This window comes from Flavobacterium sp., assembly GCF_035456225.1.
Taxonomy (GTDB): Bacteria; Bacteroidota; Bacteroidia; order Flavobacteriales; family Flavobacteriaceae; genus Flavobacterium.
Genome location: NZ_DATIDM010000085.1, coordinates 1 through 15,729 on the forward strand (window position 1 = coordinate 1; position 15,729 = coordinate 15,729).

Below are 15,729 nucleotides of genomic sequence, written 5' to 3' on the forward strand. Positions count from 1 at the left end.
AAAAGTTTGAAAGAAAAAGCCTCACTTCGGAGAAGAAAAATATTCACTGACCATCACCGATAAATCCCCAAACCCGCCATTTCTTAAAACCGCTGTTATGCGACGTTGCTTATATTCGCTTTAGATCTAAAAATTTGGAAATACAGGTAGAAAAAAATAATGAGATGTATAAAATTAACTCCTATTAACCAGTTATTAATATTTGCACTCTTTGAACAATGTAAAATTCCATTAAAAATTTTGAAATCCAGTTTGGATGTTAAGTCACCTTCTCTAGAAAGATAAAATGATAATTCAGGACCTATTAGAAATTTGGTACCAAATCCAAATAGGAGTAGAGAGAAAGATTGGATAAAATTTGTAAGACATAGATAGTAAGAGGCAAATTTTTTGGTAATGTGAAAAACACAATAAATAGAAACGCTAGCAATAATAATGAAAAAAATATCTCTAAGAAAAATGTTTCCTAAAATCATGTTTCCGATTGCTAGAGCAATTATAATGGCATTTACAAAGATGATATAAGATAAAACAAATTTCTTCATTATTACAGGTTTAGTTTTTTTGCGATGTCGCATAACGTCCCGCCGGCTTTAAGAAGTTGGGGATTTTTGTTCCCGAACCATTCCAATAGGACTAAAGCCAAATATACAAAAAGACCATTCCATTATACACTAAAACCCCAATTTCTTAAAACCGCTGTTAGCGGCTGTATATTGATTTTATTTTTATTTCCAAATCGTAATGAGATATAAAAGTAAAGTAAATGCTTTTTTTGTCATCTTTTTTAAGAACAATATTAAAGTTCCCATTTTTATCAGCCGTTCCAATAAGACGTTCATATTTGCATTTTCTTTTTGAAATATTAGCTATCTGGATATCACAGGGGATGGCATCGCCGTAGTTATTAGTTATTTTTCCGGTTAGAATTAGTTCATCGTTTTTTTCAATATATTCTAAATTAGCAATGCGTAATGTTAATTCATCTAAAACAAATTTTGTTGTAAAAAATTTTTTCTTTGAGGGATTACAGTGATATTGATGGTTAATAGAAATTTGAGCAATTTTGGTTGAATCAAGTTTTATTTGTCCCAAAGAATAGTTTAAACCCAAAAAAGTGAAGACAATTATATAAATTTTGACAATGCTTTTCATGAGGTTGAATTTGAGTTCTGTTTTAGTTATATAGCCGCTAACTCTTGTATATACGAACCAAATAGGTAGATATAAGTTGTTGTTAATTCCTTTAAAAACAATACTTCATAAAAAGATATTTTAAAAAATGCTATTCGTTTTTTTGAATATATCTAAAATATATTTTTACGAAGTATTGATCGTTTCAAATATAAACAGAAATTATAAGTTGTCAAGCGGACTAATGATTTTTCTTATGGTTTTGTCTGAAACATGGGTGTAAATAAATGTAGTTTTAATATCATTGTGTCCCAATAGTTCCTGGATAAAACGAATGTCTGTGCCGTTTTCCAAAAGGTGGGTGGCAAAACTATGGCGCAAAGAGTGGATGCCAACTTTTTTGTTGATGTTGGCTTTCTTCAGCGATTTTTTAAATACCTGTTGAACGGTTCTAGAACTGTATTGCCCGCCAAATTGCCCTTCAAAGAGATAGACTTTGGGTTTATATTCAATATAGTAGGTACGAAGCTGATCCAGGATGCTGTCAGGTAAATTCACAAAACGGTCTTTTTTTCCTTTACCGCGCTCGATGTGAACACGCATGTTTTTACTGTCAATGTTTGAAATTTTCAGATTTAGAATTTCACTCAGACGTAAACCCATTCCGTAGCAAAGTTTGAGCATGGTGTTGTGCTTTAAATTTTCGGTTGCGTCAAGTATTTTTCGAATTTCATGCATATTTAAAGACTTGGGAAGTTTACTCTGTTTTTTCGGACGCGGAATTTCAAGGAATATTTTTTCCTGAAATAAAACCTTTTCATAGTAAAATTTTACTGCATTAATGCGGCTGTGAAGCGTGTTTTCAGTAAGTTTTAAATCATCGATGCAAAATAGGAGATACCCGCGAACTTCCTTGTCTCCACATTCGTTTGCATTAAAATCTTTAAGATAATATAGGTATTGCGCAAATTCGTGTGCATAGGCACGAATGGTGTTCGGACTGTAGCCTTTCAGTTTAAGCTGATGAACCAAACGCTGCATTTCATCCCGATTAGGCAACGAAATTTTTGATAACACGCTTTTGCCTACAGAATACTCTTCAGGTAAGCCGAAAAGTTTGCGGAATTCTTTGGTATCAGGCACATGCCATGCTTTTAAATTTGCGCTCCATCGAGAACCCTTCAATTCCTTTATTCTTTTTAAAAGTGCAGTATTGTATTCAAACCGGATGAGAATAACCCGTTGGCTGTCAATTTCATTAAATGAAAAAGTATAAGGCGAAAAATCATTCATATGGCATATAGTTTAGTAACAAATATACTCAAAATATAATAATTGTCTTACTTTAATTTGTTGAAAATTTAGTGAACAAAACCGAAATAACTTGGCTTCAATAATGCTTCTGATTTTCAAAATATGTATTACTTTAGCAGTTAAATAGTACGATTATGATTTCAGAAGCGCAGTTTCAAAAGGAACTCGAAATAATAATAGCCAATGCCATCAGGGAAGATGTGGGCGATGGCGATCACAGTTCATTAGCCTGTATTCCGGCTTCTGCCACCGGTAAGGCAAAACTTTTGGTAAAGGATGAAGGTATCGTTGCCGGGGTCGAATTTGCAAAAATGGTTTTCAGACATGTAGATCCAAATCTGCAGGTGGAAGTATTCATCAATGACGGAACGCCGGTAAAATATGGCGATGTCGCTTTTCATGTATCCGGAAGTTCACAATCTATCCTTAAAGCAGAACGTTTGGTGCTGAACGCCATGCAGCGAATGAGTGCCATTGCGACCAAAACAAAAGTATTTGTTGATTTGTTGGAAGGAACCAAAACTAAAATTCTGGATACCCGAAAAACCACGCCTGGTATCCGTGCTATTGAAAAATGGGCCGTTAAGATTGCAGGAGGTGAAAATCATCGTTTTGCTTTGTATGATATGATTATGTTAAAGGATAACCATATTGATTTCGCAGGCGGAATAACCAAAGCAATTGAGAAAACGAATGCTTATCTGAAGGAAAACAACCTCGATTTAAAGATTATCGTTGAAGCTCGTAATTTGGATGAAGTGGAAGAAATTCTACGTAATGAAGGTGTTTATCGTATTTTATTGGATAACTTCGATTTTGATATGACTCGAAAAGCAGTTGAAATGATTGGAGATAAATGTCTGACGGAATCTTCCGGAGGAATCGACGAAACTACCGTGCGTGAATTTGCAGACTGCGGAGTGGATTTTGTGTCATCAGGAGCACTGACCCATTCGATTTATAATTTAGATTTGAGCCTGAAAGCGATTTAAGAGAATAGAGAAAAGGGATAAGTAATTGAGAATAGAAACAAGAATCAAGAAACAAGAATCAAGAAACAAGACAAGAGATGGAAATTAAATGCTTAACCCATTATCTCTTATTCCTTGTCTTGTTTCTTGATTCTTGTCTCTTCTACCTTCTCCTAAAAAACAAAAAAAATGTCTAAAGAAATAGAAGAATATATCGAGAAAATTCCGGTGCTCAATAAGCTCATGGCTTTTTGCAAGAAGATTACAGTTCCGGGCTTGGAAGGTACGTCCCTCTATGAAATATTGGAATTGTATGGAATCGGGATTGCACAAGGCGCTTTTTCCTATCGTGCTGCTGCTATTGCATTTAGTTTCTTTATGGCGCTTTTCCCGTTTGCGCTTTTTATCCTGAATCTGATACCGTATATTCCTTTGGAAGGTTTTCAGCAGGATTTTCTGGAATTTGTTGCTGACAGTGTTCCGCCAAACACCTATGGTGCTGTAGAAGTTATTCTGAAGGATATTATGAGCAACTCCTACAAGAACTTACTTTCCTTTGGTATCCTTATGTCGATATTTTTGATGTCTAACGGATTGAATGCTGTTTTGGGCGGATTCGAATCTTCCCTTCATGTTAATATTAAAAGAGGTTATTTCCGCCAATATGCCATTGCCATTGGTTTGTCGCTTATTTTTACGTTCCTGCTTATTGTAACAATATCTTCGATAGTAATTTCCGAAGTTTTTATACAGAAATTCTCAAACACTTTCCAGTTAGACGATGCATTACTCGTTCAGTGGGCACGAAACGCTTTTCTTTTGACAATGCTTTTTGTCGGAAGTTCTGTTTTATTTAAATATGGAACCAGAGAAACCAAACAGATCCCTTTTTTTAATGCCGGGGCAATGTTAACGACTGTTTTGGTTGTTGTGACTTCTTATGTGTTTGGGATTTATGTGGTGAGATTTGCAAGCTACAATGAATTATACGGTTCAATTGGTACGCTTCTTGTGTTAATGTTTTATATCTGGATAAACTGTATGATTTTGTTGTTAGGATTCGAATTGAATGCCATAATCAATAATCATAAAAGAAAAAACAGTATATTTAACAAAAACAAAAAACAGCCATTATGAAAAAACAATTCTTAACCTTATTATTGGTAACCGTAGTTGGTTTATTTTCGGCAAAAGCCCAGACTACAGAAGTTGGCGGTGTTAAATTAGCGCAAAAGGTAACGCTCGAAGGACAAAATTTAGTACTTAACGGAGCGGGAATCCGTGAAAAGATGTGGATTGACTTATATGTCGGTGCTTTGTATTTACCTAAAAAGAGCAATAACGCAGGGGAAATCATCAACAGTGCAGATCCAGCAGCAATCAAACTAACCATCATTTCCGGTATGATTACCAGTGAAAAAATGATTCACGCAGTAAATGAAGGATTTGAGAATGCAACAAATAAAAATACGGCACCAATCAAAGCTAAAATAGCGCAATTTAAATCTTTTTTTAAGGAAGAAATTAAAGAAGGGGACGTGTTCGATATCGTAAATGTACCCGGAAAAGGGATAGTGGTTTCTAAAAACGGAAAAGAAAAAGGTGTTATAGATGGTGCTGATTTCAAAAAAGCATTATTCGGAATCTGGTTGTCCGGCAAACCTGCTGATAAAAACCTTAAAGAAGCCATGTTAGGGAAATAATATTGTTTAAAATAAAATGAAAGAGCTGTCAATAGGGCAGTTTTTTTGTTTTTGGAGCGTCCCGAGCGATAGCGAATTGGCGAAGCAATGGTTCGGGCTTCCTTGGTGTCCATGTTCCTGCTGTCCGCTTTATCTTTTCACACGGTCATTTCGAGAGCCTCAATGGCCGCGTGAAAAGGATGCCGCTCCCATCAGGGCTAGGGGAAAGACTTTAATAACCTTCGGAATATTTGGGAATAAACCCTTTGCATGTCTTAACAGTTAAAACAAGAACACGGATAACACTGATGCAGGCAACGCGGATTTCCACGGATTTGATAGTTCATAATTTCTAATCTGTGCAAATCTGTGTAATCCGCTTAATCTGTGTTTAATATTCCGGATACGGTTAAAACCGGATAGCAAATACTGAGGATGTAAGCAATGCGGATTTCCATTGATTTACTGGTTTTGCAATCTGCGACAATCTGTCTAATCTGCGCGCTTTGTGATTAATATTTTGATATGCGAGTAAAAAACAAAAAAAAAACAAAAAAAACAGATAACGCAGATAAAGGCAACACGGATTTAATAGTTTGTAATTTCTAATCTGCGCAAATCTGTGTAATCCGTTCAATCTGTGTTTAATATTCGATATGTGGTTAAAATAGGAACACAGGTGACACAGATGCAGGCAGCGCGGATTTTCACAAATACAATAGTTTGTAATTCGTAATTTGCAATTCGTAATTCGTCTTATATTTGTAACTCAAAAGAAATCAATGCCACATTTCGTAGAAGTCGTTTTACCGTTAGCGCTGCCCAAAACCTTTACCTACCTGGTTTCTGAAGCCGAATTCGAATACATCCAAAAAGGAATGCGCGTGGCTGTACCTTTCGGTAAAAGTAAAATCTACACGGCTTTGGTCATCGATTTGCATCAAAATGCGCCAACGCTGTATCAGGCGAAGGAAATTCATCAGATATTAGACGAAGCGCCGGTAATCAACGAGCATCAGATCGAACATTGGCAATGGATTGCTAATTATTACATGTGTTCCATTGGGGAAGTCTTTAAAAGTGCTTTGCCATCGGGATTCCTGTTGGAAAGTGAAACGGTTATTTCTGCCCAAAAAGAGAGTAATATTGACGAAAAAGAACTTTCTGACAGTGAATTTTTAATCTTTCATGCACTGCAACAACAATCGTCTCTAAAAGTGGAAGATATTGTCTCTATACTCGGAAAGAAAAATGTTTTTCCGGTTTTAAATGCGATGCTGTCCAAAAATGTATTAGTACTGCAGGAAGAAGTTGCCGAAAAATACAAACCGAAGTTGACACGATATATCCGTTTGCAGGAAGAGTTTCTGCAGCAGGAACAGCTATCCGAATTAATGAATATTCTTTCCCGGGCCCAAAAGCAAAGGGAATTGGTGATGCACTACTTTCAGTTGCAGGCGAAAGAGAAAAAGGCTGTTTCGGTTAAGCAATTGCTTGAAGTTTCGGGCAGTACTTCGGCTGTGGTAAAGTCGTTGATAGATAAGGAAATCTTCGAAGAATATTATATAGCCGAAGATCGTGTTTCTTTCGAAAAAGAAAATGATTCCGGTTTTCAGTTAAGCCTTCCGCAACAAAAAGCGTTTGATGGAATAAAAGATTGTTTTGCTAATCATTCTGTTACTTTACTGCACGGTGTAACGGCTTCGGGAAAAACTGAAATCTACATTAAATTAATTGAGGAATTTATTAATCAGGGAAAACAGGTTTTGTATCTGCTTCCGGAAATTGCATTAACAACACAGTTGGTGTCGAGACTTACGGCTTATTTCGGAAATCAGGTGGCGGTTTTTCATTCCAAGTATTCCAATAACGAAAGAATAGAAGTGTGGAATCAGGTTTTGCAACATTCGGATAAAGCGAAGATTGTAATCGGTGCCCGTTCGGCATTGTTTCTGCCATTCTCTGATTTGGGCCTGATTGTCATAGACGAAGAACACGAACAGACCTTCAAACAATTCGATCCGGCACCGCGCTATCATGCCCGTGACGCGGCTATTGTTTTGGCATCGCAGCATAAAGCTAAAGTTCTATTAGGTTCCGCTACGCCAAGTTTGGAAACCTATCACAATGTAAAAGCAAATAAATACGGATTGGTTGAACTTTTTGAGCGTTATGGGAATGTCGTTTTACCGGAAATTCATCTGGTAGATTTAAAAGATAAGTATAAACGGAAAAAAATGCATGGTCATTTCAGTGATGATTTGCTGGAAGCAATTACGGAGGTTTTAGCGAAAGGCGAACAGGTAATACTGTTTCAAAACCGACGCGGTTATTCCCCTTTTGTGGAATGTATGACTTGCGGGCATGTGCCGCAATGTCCGAGTTGTGATGTGAGTCTGACCTATTATAAATTTAAGAATCAACTGCGCTGTCATTACTGTGGTCATTCGATTGCCAATCCAACGCATTGCCATGCCTGTCAGTCGGTGGATTTATCAACCAAAGGTTTTGGAACGGAACAAATCGAAATCGAACTGAATTCGCTTTTTCCGGAGAAAACCATTGGTAGGATGGATCAGGATACCACGAGAGGTAAATTCGGATACGAGAAGATTATCGATGCGTTTAAAAATCAGGAAATAGATGTTTTGGTTGGTACCCAAATGTTGGCCAAAGGATTGCATTTTGACAATGTAACCTTGGTAGGGGTTATGAATGCTGATAACATGCTGAACCAGCCGGATTTCCGTTCGCATGAACGCGCCTATCAGATGATGATGCAGGTTTCCGGACGTGCGGGTAGAAGTGAGAAGCGTGGGAAAGTAGTGATTCAGACCTATAATCCATATCACAATATCATTCAGCAGGTAACGCACAATGATTATCACGGGATGTACAATGAATTGGTGTATGAACGTCATAATTTCAAATATCCGCCTTATTACCGTTTGGTGAAACTGACGTTAAAGCACCGTGATTTTGATAAGCTGAAGGAAGGTTCGTTGTGGTTATATAATGTTCTGGTTCAACAACTTCAAATTCCGGTTTTGGGGCCGGAAGAACCGGCTATCAGTCGCATTCGCAATGAATATATCCGAACGATTCTAATTAAGATTCCGAATCAAAACCATTTAGGACAAACAAAAAAAACTATCCAGCGTGTACTGAATAGTTTTGAGGCGGTTGCCCAATACAGAGCTATAAAAGTGACAATAAATGTCGACAATTATTAAGCACTTTCGATAGCTTTCACTAAGTCTTCTTTTTTGTTTCGGCTCAACGGAATTTTATTCGGACCGATTTCGGCGAATTTGCTGTTGAATTTCTCAATTTTATCGATGTTTACGATAAACGACTTGTGAACGCGTATAAATTTTTCTTTAGGTAGTTCGTTTTCAAAGGCTTTCATGGTTGAGAGAACCAAGTGATTGTCTTCTTCCGTAATTACTTTAACATAATCACCGTAAGCTTCAATCCATTTGATTCGTGAGATGTAAATTTTCAGTTTTTTCAAGTTGCTTTTAATAAAGATGTGTGGGCTTTCTTCTTCACCACCGTTTTCTTTACTTAATGAGATCATACTTATGGCCTTTTTGACAGCTTGGGCAAAGCGTTCCCTTGTGATGGGTTTGTGGAGGTAATCTGTCGCGGCATAATCAAAGGCTTTGACAGCGTACTCCGCCTTCGAGGTAATAAAGATTACCTGAGGTTTAACTTTTAAGCCATCCAAAAGGTCGAAACCATTTATGACAGGCATTTCAATATCCAAAAAAACCAAGTCCACATTTTTGTTTGTGATACAGTTTTTTGCTTCCACAGCATTAGAAAATTCGCCAACAAGCTCCAGATTTGGGTTGTCATTTACCAACTTGGTAATTGTCAATCTTTGGATGCTACTATCATCAACTACTATACAATTTATTTTCATAAGCCTAGTGGTTAAGAGTTATTATTGAAATAAAAATAATTAAATTGTTTTAATATCCAAAGTAAATATGTGAAAAAGTTGCATTTCATCTAAAATACTTAAAGTGGTGTTGTTTATTAAATTTAAATCACTATTTTTGCACCCAATTTTATAACAAATAAATATTTTTATTATGAATCATTATGAAACTGTTTTCATCTTGAATCCCGTTTTATCTGAGCAACAGGTAAAGGAAACAGTTAGCAAGTTTGAAGATTTTCTTACTTCTAGAGGAGCAGAGATGGTATCAAAAGAGGATTGGGGCTTAAAGAAAATGGCTTACGAAATCCAACACAAGAAAAGTGGTTTTTATCATTTATTCGAATTCAAAGTATCACCAGAAGTTCTTATTGCTTTCGAAACTGAATTCAGACGTGACGAAAGAGTTATGCGTTTCTTAACTGTAAGTTTAGACAAACACGCGGTAGCTTGGGCAGAAAGAAGAAGAGCAAAATTAAAAGCAGCTAAAGCATAATTATTATGGCAACTTTACAACAATCCGCTTCAGGAAAAAAAGACGGGGATATCAGATATCTAACGCCTTTAAACATAGAAACTAACAAAACTAAAAAGTATTGTCGTTTCAAAAAATCAGGAATCAAATATATCGATTATAAAGATGCTGATTTTTTATTGAAATTCGTTAATGAGCAAGGAAAAATTCTTCCTCGTCGTTTAACAGGAACTTCATTGAAATACCAAAGAAAAGTGTCTGTAGCTGTTAAAAGAGCTCGTCACTTAGCTTTAATGCCATATGTGGCTGATTTATTAAAATAATTAAAAATTACAGTTGTTGGTTTCCGGTCAAATGGAACCTAACTTCTAAAATATAAGGACAACAACATGGAACTTATTTTAAAACAAGACGTTCAGAATTTAGGATTCAAAGATGACGTAGTATCAGTTAAGCCTGGTTACGGTCGTAATTTCTTAATCCCTCAAGGTTTTGCTATTTTAGCAACTCCTTCTGCTAAAAAAGTTTTAGCTGAGAATTTAAAGCAAAAAGCGCACAAAGAAGCTAAAATTGTTGCTGATGCAAAAGCAATTGCAGATGCATTAAGAGCTTTAGATATCAAAATTACTGCTAAAGCAGGTGGTGAGAAATTATTCGGATCAGTTACTAATGCTGACATCGCTGAGATTTTAGAGAAAAACGGTCAGTCAATCGACAAAAAATTCATCACTTCAGGTATCGTTAAACGTACTGGTAAATATACTGCTTCAGTTCGTTTACACCGTGATGTAATCGTTGAATTAGCTTACGAAATTATCGCTGAACAAGCTTAATTTCCGAAAAGATAATAAGTTAAAAAGTCCCGATGTAAATCGGGACTTTTTTTATAAATTTATAACGTACAATTTCCCGATTTAAATACTTCGGATTCAAAATGAAATATACTCGTCTTACAAAAGAACAATTAGAAGAGCTGCATCCTGAATTTATTAACTTTCTCGCATCCCAGTCGATTGATAAAAATGAATGGGATACGATAAAGAGTCAGAAACCGGAAGTGGCTGAACAGGAAATTGATGTTTTTTCGGATTTAATCTGGGAAGGGGTTTTAGGGAATGCAAAATACCTTGAGCATTATTCCAAAAATTATATTTTCCTCTTTCACTGTACCGAGGTTCATATGATGACCATCATCATTCGTTCATTGGTTGCCGATGTTGATTTGCTGAAAAAAGAAGGTTTGCAATGGTTAAGTGATAATCTGTTTACAGATAATGTTGAAATTCAGCGTGGACAGAAAGTTTTTGCTGACGACAGAAACTCGGAAATCTTCAATTTGATTCAGCAAGGCGCAATTTTTACACAAGGGGAATTGTTTGAACAGATGAATGGTATTCTGGAACAATAGTTTTTAGTATTTTAAAAAAGGATATTCGGAAAATTGGTTTAAATTAGTTGCATCAAACTAATCTTGCCAATTTTTCTTTTTTATGGATATTTTGCAGACGATTCAAGCCCTACGGGACGAACTTAATCAGCATAATTATAACTATTATGTATTGGATAATCCCACGATTTCAGACCTTGAATTCGATCTAAAACTCAAAGAGCTTCAGGAACTTGAGTCGAATCATCCGGAATATTTCGATGAAAATTCGCCCACACTGCGAGTAGGTGGAGCCATTACCAAAAACTTTGAAACGATTTCGCATGAATTCCGCATGTATTCATTAGATAACTCTTATTCAAAAGAGGATTTGCTGGATTGGGAGAAAAGAGCCCGTAAAATTTTAGGCGATGTTCCGCTCGAATATACATGCGAACTTAAATATGATGGTGCATCGATTAGTATTTCCTATGAAAACGGAGTATTGAGAAGAGCTGTTACAAGAGGTGACGGTTTCCAGGGTGATGATGTAACCAACAACATCAAGACAATAAAAGCCGTACCGATCAAATTAAAAGGGGATTTTCCGGAAAAGTTTGATATTCGCGGTGAAATCATCCTGCCTTTTGCCGGTTTTGAAAAAATGAACCAGGAACTGATTGAAATAGGAGAAACGCCTTATGCAAATCCGAGAAATACTGCCTCCGGAAGTTTAAAACTGCAAGACAGTTCTGAAGTGGCAAAACGCCCTTTGGATTGCTTGCTGTATTCTATTATTGGCAACAATCTGCCTTTTAATTCTCAATTTGAAGGTTTGGAAAAAGCCCGTCAGTGGGGTTTTAAAGTTCCCAAGCAATCTCGTCTTGCCAGAAATATGGATGAGGTTTTGGATTTTATCAATTATTGGGATATGCACCGTCACGAAATGCCTTATGAAACAGATGGTGTTGTCGTAAAAATAAATAATCTTCATTATCAGGACGAATTAGGTTATACGGCCAAGTCGCCCCGATGGGCAATAGCTTATAAGTTTAAAGCAGAGCAGGTTTCTACCCGATTGAATTCTATTTCGTATCAGGTTGGACGAACGGGAGCGATAACTCCGGTTGCTAATCTGTCTCCTGTTCAATTGGCCGGAACTGTTGTAAAAAGAGCATCACTTCATAATGCGGATCAGATTGAAAAATTGGATATCCGTATCGGCGATGAAGTTTTTGTAGAAAAAGGAGGCGAAATCATTCCGAAAATTATCGGTGTTGATTTAAGTAAACGTCCCGAGAATTCAGAGATCACAAATTATATTACGCATTGCCCGGAATGCCAGACAGAATTAGAGCGTAAAGAAGGCGAGGCTAACCATTATTGTCCAAATTATTATGGCTGTCCTCCACAAATTATTGGACGTATTCAGCATTTCATTTCACGCAAGGCCATGGATATTGAAGGTTTGGGAGGTGAAACTGTCGCCCTGCTTTATAACAACGGACTTGTTACCAACTATGCGGATTTATATGAACTTGAAAAAGAACAGATTATTCCATTGGAACGAATGGCTGAAAAATCGGCAGAGAATATGGTAAGGGGAATTGAAAGTTCCAAAAATATTCCGTTTGAACGCGTTTTATATGCTTTGGGAATCCGATATGTAGGGGAGACTGTCGCCAAGAAACTGGCAAAACATTATAAATCTATTGATGCCATTTCTTCAGCTTCATTGTCAGAATTGGTTTTGGTTGATGAAATTGGAGAAAAAATTGCTCAAAGTCTTATTGAGTTTTTTGATAATCAGGATAATATAATTATCATTGAACGATTAAAAAGTTATGGTATTCAACTTGAAGTTCAGTTAGATGCAGATGCAATTGTTTCGGATGTACTTTCAGGAAAAACATTTGTGGTATCAGGTGTTTTTGAAAAGTTTTCCCGTGATGATCTGAAGAAAGCAATCGAAGATAATGGTGGAAAGGTAGGAAGTTCAATTTCGGCTAAAACACATTTTGTTGTTGCCGGTGACAATATGGGCCCTGCAAAACTTGAAAAAGCGAATCAGTTAAACATTCCAATCATCAGTGAGGATGATTTTATAAAAATGATAAATGAATAAAAGTACGCCTGCTTTAGTGATGTATTTTGCAGCATCATTGATGTATGTCATGTCCATAATCTTTAAATGGGATTCGGGAGTAACACTTCTGTTTAAACCAATGATTTTTCCCGCTATTTATTTTTATTATTTGCAGGAAAGTGGGTTTAAGCCAAGTCTTTTTCCGTCACTTATTTTGGTGCTCTTTTTTATAGGTGATATGGTTATTCTCATGGAATTTGAACATAACCTGGTTCCGTTGATGATATTGAATATGGCCGCTTATCTGATTTTGGCATACCACGTGACCAAAGATATTCTGATAATTAAAAACCCGAGAATTTCAAATTTCATGATTCTCAATGTTTGTCTGGTCATTGGGTTTTTAATGAGTTTGCTATACATTGCTTTATCTCTTGTTTTTAATGCTTCAGACCCTTATTTTGGTATGCTTTTGGCTTATGGGATTATACTGATGCTGTTAAGTATTGAAATTGTAACCTATTATTTTTTGAAGACAAATGCAACCAGTTTTTTCGTTTTAATGACGATAATTTGTCTTGGTATAAGCGATTTGTTTCATGTGTTGTATAATTATTACGACAGTTTTTCCGTTTTTATAAATATTAATGTTCTTTGTCAGGCGGCATCGTTTTATTTTTTAGTGAAATATTTTTTGCACAACAACCATTACAACAACAGTTTAAGCCAATATGAAGATTAAACCCGCATTACTTTTATATTTTATTTCCTGTGCAGTTTTCATGTTATCGGTTGTTATTGAGAGTTCAAATCTTATGCTGATATCAAAACCTGTTATCGTTCCTTCTATTTTTTTCTATTACCTGCAGGAACGAAGATTCCCTGTAAGTTGGTTTTATTCGAGCATCATAGTTTTGTTTTTTGCCGGGGATATGATTTTGCTGATTGATCCCAATAATTATTTTCCTATCATAATTTCGATGTTCCTTTTAGGCTACCTCCTTTATTTTAAAGGGATTTTTGATGATTTTATTAGGATTCGATCTCATTTTCTCACCAAGGCGCATTTGCTGGTTTTGTTGATATGTGTCTTTTTACTAGTCTTTTTACAGATAAGTATAATGGATATTGTATTGGAATCTAAAACGGATTACCTGTGGCTTTTGATGGTTTACGGTGTGGTTTTGGTTTTGATTGGGTTTATTTCTTCCTGGAACTACATAATGTATCCGTCACGATATACTACCTTTATGATTTTAACGAGTTTGTCATTTGTCATCTCCGATGTTTTTTATATCCTAAAAAAAGAATCCCTGGGGATAGATATTTTCGAATATTTAAATAACTTATCACAGGCTTTGTCTTACTATTTTCTTACCAAGTATTTTCTTTTAAAAAAGGATAAAAATTGAAAACAGAATCAAAGAAAAATGGAGATGTAATTTTAGTTTCATTATATGTGATACTGTCTTTGCTTGTGGTTTTCGGAGAATATAGTCATAATATCTCATTGCTGAAACTGACGAAACCATTTATAATTCCGGTACTGACCTTATTATACCTGCAGTCAACTAAGAAAATAAATAAAGGGTATTTGTGTGCGCTTGTTTTTGCATGGATAGCCAATTTGTTTTTTATCATGCAAACCAAAGATTTTATTTTTAACGGTACTGTGAGTTACCTTATTTTTTGGTCGTTTATCACCGTTCTTATATTGAGGAATACAAAATTCCCGAATTTGATTCCTTTTGCGATTGCTGTTATTCCTTTTTTGTTTGCCTATTGTTGTCTGTTTCACCTTATATTTAATAAAATCGGGAATAATATATACCTGTTTTTCCTTAGCGGGTTTTTCATGGTTTTTTTAGGTGCTTATTCTTTGGCAAGCTATTTTATAGAGTCGAAAGCCAGCAATACTTTTCTTTTGTGCAGTGTTCTTCTTTTTATTTCTCTTCAGGTTTTAATTTCTGTTGATCTTTATTATGTTACTTCTCCATTTTTCAGGCCGATGGCGGCAATTATGCTTGTTTCTGCTCAATATTTTTTATTAAAGACTTTTCTGGCATATGAGCTGGATCCATTGTAAAAAGAGGTTTTTTAATGACTTTGTTTTTCACTTTTTTAAAAAAATATATATAAAATGTGATATGAGGCTGAAATTGTCGAACTGTATCTTTAAATAGCTATATTGGTTCCTTAAGTAATTGATTGCGCATGGATTTCGAATTGGGAAAAGAAAGGAAAATGAAGGGACTTACGTTATTATATTTCGTCATAACTTTAATTTTAATTTATGCCGAATATGTAAAACAGCCGGTTTTATTGTACGTATTCAAACCATTATTGATGCCTGTTTTAGCTTTAATGTATATTAAAAATGAAACTAAAATAAATAGGTTTTTCTTATTCTCTCTTTTATTTACATGGATTGCAAATATCTGTTTTATCAATGCAGGGAAAACAATGTTTGTTGTTGGGGCTTTAAATACATTTGTTGGCAGATTATTGGTTTTTCTTTTATTGATAAAGAAATTTAAATTTCCCAAATCGACACCTTTTATAGTAGGTATGTTACCCTTTTTGATGTTGTCAGTCAGTGTTCTTGAACTTGTAAATGACAGTTTAGGAAATGCTTATTTCTTTTACATGGTTAATGGAGCATTGGTTATTTCAATTGGAGGGCTTGTCATGGCCAATTATTTCATTTATTCAAATAAAGTGAATACTTATGTTATGATAAGTGTCATGATAAATA

General features: G+C 35.5%; 16 protein-coding genes. 13 read left to right on the forward strand and 3 right to left on the reverse strand.

The features are described 5' to 3' along the window. Positions 1 to 702: 702 nt before the first annotated feature. Together VLB74_RS04970 and VLB74_RS04975 are read right to left on the reverse strand one after the other, a co-directional pair. The gene (locus VLB74_RS04970; RefSeq protein WP_325202356.1) at positions 703 to 1,155 is read right to left on the reverse strand and encodes a hypothetical protein; all 453 of its coding nucleotides are present in this window, start codon (positions 1,153 to 1,155) and stop codon (positions 703 to 705) included. A 201-nt stretch (positions 1,156 to 1,356) separates the two neighbouring features. Further along, positions 1,357 to 2,427, reverse strand: coding sequence for a tyrosine-type recombinase/integrase (locus tag VLB74_RS04975; protein ID WP_325202357.1), 1,071 nt, complete (start codon positions 2,425 to 2,427; stop codon positions 1,357 to 1,359). Positions 2,428 to 2,582: 155 nt separating this feature from the next. Between VLB74_RS04975 and nadC the strand changes: the two genes are divergently transcribed. The 4 genes from nadC (at position 2,583) to priA (ending at position 8,334) form a co-directional block, all read left to right on the forward strand. After that, positions 2,583 to 3,440: a carboxylating nicotinate-nucleotide diphosphorylase gene (nadC, locus tag VLB74_RS04980; protein WP_325202358.1), complete on the forward strand. Its 858-nt coding sequence runs from the start codon at positions 2,583 to 2,585 to the stop codon at positions 3,438 to 3,440. A 168-nt stretch (positions 3,441 to 3,608) separates the two neighbouring features. After that, positions 3,609 to 4,556, forward strand: a complete 948-nt coding sequence (locus tag VLB74_RS04985; protein WP_325202359.1) for a YihY/virulence factor BrkB family protein — start codon at positions 3,609 to 3,611, stop codon at positions 4,554 to 4,556. Next, positions 4,553 to 5,122, forward strand: coding sequence for a chalcone isomerase family protein (locus VLB74_RS04990; RefSeq protein ID WP_325202360.1), 570 nt, complete (start codon positions 4,553 to 4,555; stop codon positions 5,120 to 5,122). Before VLB74_RS04985 ends, VLB74_RS04990 begins: the two co-directional genes overlap by 4 nt. A gap of 761 nt (positions 5,123 to 5,883) precedes the next feature. Beyond that, the gene (gene priA, locus VLB74_RS04995; protein WP_325202361.1) at positions 5,884 to 8,334 is read left to right on the forward strand and encodes a replication restart helicase PriA; all 2,451 of its coding nucleotides are present in this window, start codon (positions 5,884 to 5,886) and stop codon (positions 8,332 to 8,334) included. Here the strand turns inward: priA and VLB74_RS05000 are convergent. Then, the gene (locus VLB74_RS05000) at positions 8,331 to 9,029 is read right to left on the reverse strand and encodes a LytR/AlgR family response regulator transcription factor (protein ID WP_325202362.1); all 699 of its coding nucleotides are present in this window, start codon (positions 9,027 to 9,029) and stop codon (positions 8,331 to 8,333) included. The two genes, priA and VLB74_RS05000, sit on opposite strands and share 4 nt — an antisense overlap. A 172-nt stretch (positions 9,030 to 9,201) precedes the next feature. On the opposite strand from VLB74_RS05000, the gene rpsF reads away from it, so the two are divergent. The 9 genes from rpsF to VLB74_RS05045 form a co-directional block, all read left to right on the forward strand. Beyond that, positions 9,202 to 9,543 (forward strand): 30S ribosomal protein S6, encoded by a 342-nt coding sequence (gene rpsF / locus VLB74_RS05005; protein WP_325202363.1) that lies wholly within the window; start codon positions 9,202 to 9,204, stop codon positions 9,541 to 9,543. A gap of 5 nt (positions 9,544 to 9,548) precedes the next feature. Next, positions 9,549 to 9,845, forward strand: coding sequence for a 30S ribosomal protein S18 (gene rpsR, locus VLB74_RS05010; RefSeq protein WP_007138295.1), 297 nt, complete (start codon positions 9,549 to 9,551; stop codon positions 9,843 to 9,845). 66 nt (positions 9,846 to 9,911) lie between these two features. Next, positions 9,912 to 10,355, forward strand: a complete 444-nt coding sequence (gene rplI, locus VLB74_RS05015; RefSeq protein ID WP_325202364.1) for a 50S ribosomal protein L9 — start codon at positions 9,912 to 9,914, stop codon at positions 10,353 to 10,355. Between the two features lie 101 nt (positions 10,356 to 10,456). Continuing rightward, on the forward strand, positions 10,457 to 10,930 hold the full coding sequence (locus VLB74_RS05020; RefSeq protein ID WP_325202365.1) for a DUF6495 family protein: 474 nt from the start codon (positions 10,457 to 10,459) through the stop codon (positions 10,928 to 10,930). An 82-nt stretch (positions 10,931 to 11,012) separates the two neighbouring features. Next, on the forward strand, positions 11,013 to 13,013 hold the full coding sequence (gene ligA / locus VLB74_RS05025) for an NAD-dependent DNA ligase LigA (RefSeq protein WP_325202366.1): 2,001 nt from the start codon (positions 11,013 to 11,015) through the stop codon (positions 13,011 to 13,013). Further along, on the forward strand, positions 13,006 to 13,716 hold the full coding sequence (locus VLB74_RS05030; RefSeq protein WP_325202367.1) for a hypothetical protein: 711 nt from the start codon (positions 13,006 to 13,008) through the stop codon (positions 13,714 to 13,716). Before ligA ends, VLB74_RS05030 begins: the two co-directional genes overlap by 8 nt. Next, positions 13,706 to 14,386, forward strand: a complete 681-nt coding sequence (locus tag VLB74_RS05035) for a lysoplasmalogenase family protein (protein ID WP_325202368.1) — start codon at positions 13,706 to 13,708, stop codon at positions 14,384 to 14,386. Before VLB74_RS05030 ends, VLB74_RS05035 begins: the two co-directional genes overlap by 11 nt. Further along, entirely contained in the window at positions 14,383 to 15,060 is a 678-nt protein-coding gene (locus tag VLB74_RS05040; RefSeq protein ID WP_325202369.1) for a lysoplasmalogenase family protein, read from the forward strand. The genes VLB74_RS05035 and VLB74_RS05040 overlap by 4 nt, the downstream gene beginning before the upstream one ends. Before the next feature lie 260 nt (positions 15,061 to 15,320). After that, the coding region (locus tag VLB74_RS05045; protein WP_325202370.1) for a hypothetical protein at positions 15,321 to 15,729 on the forward strand (409 nt) is incomplete at its 3' end.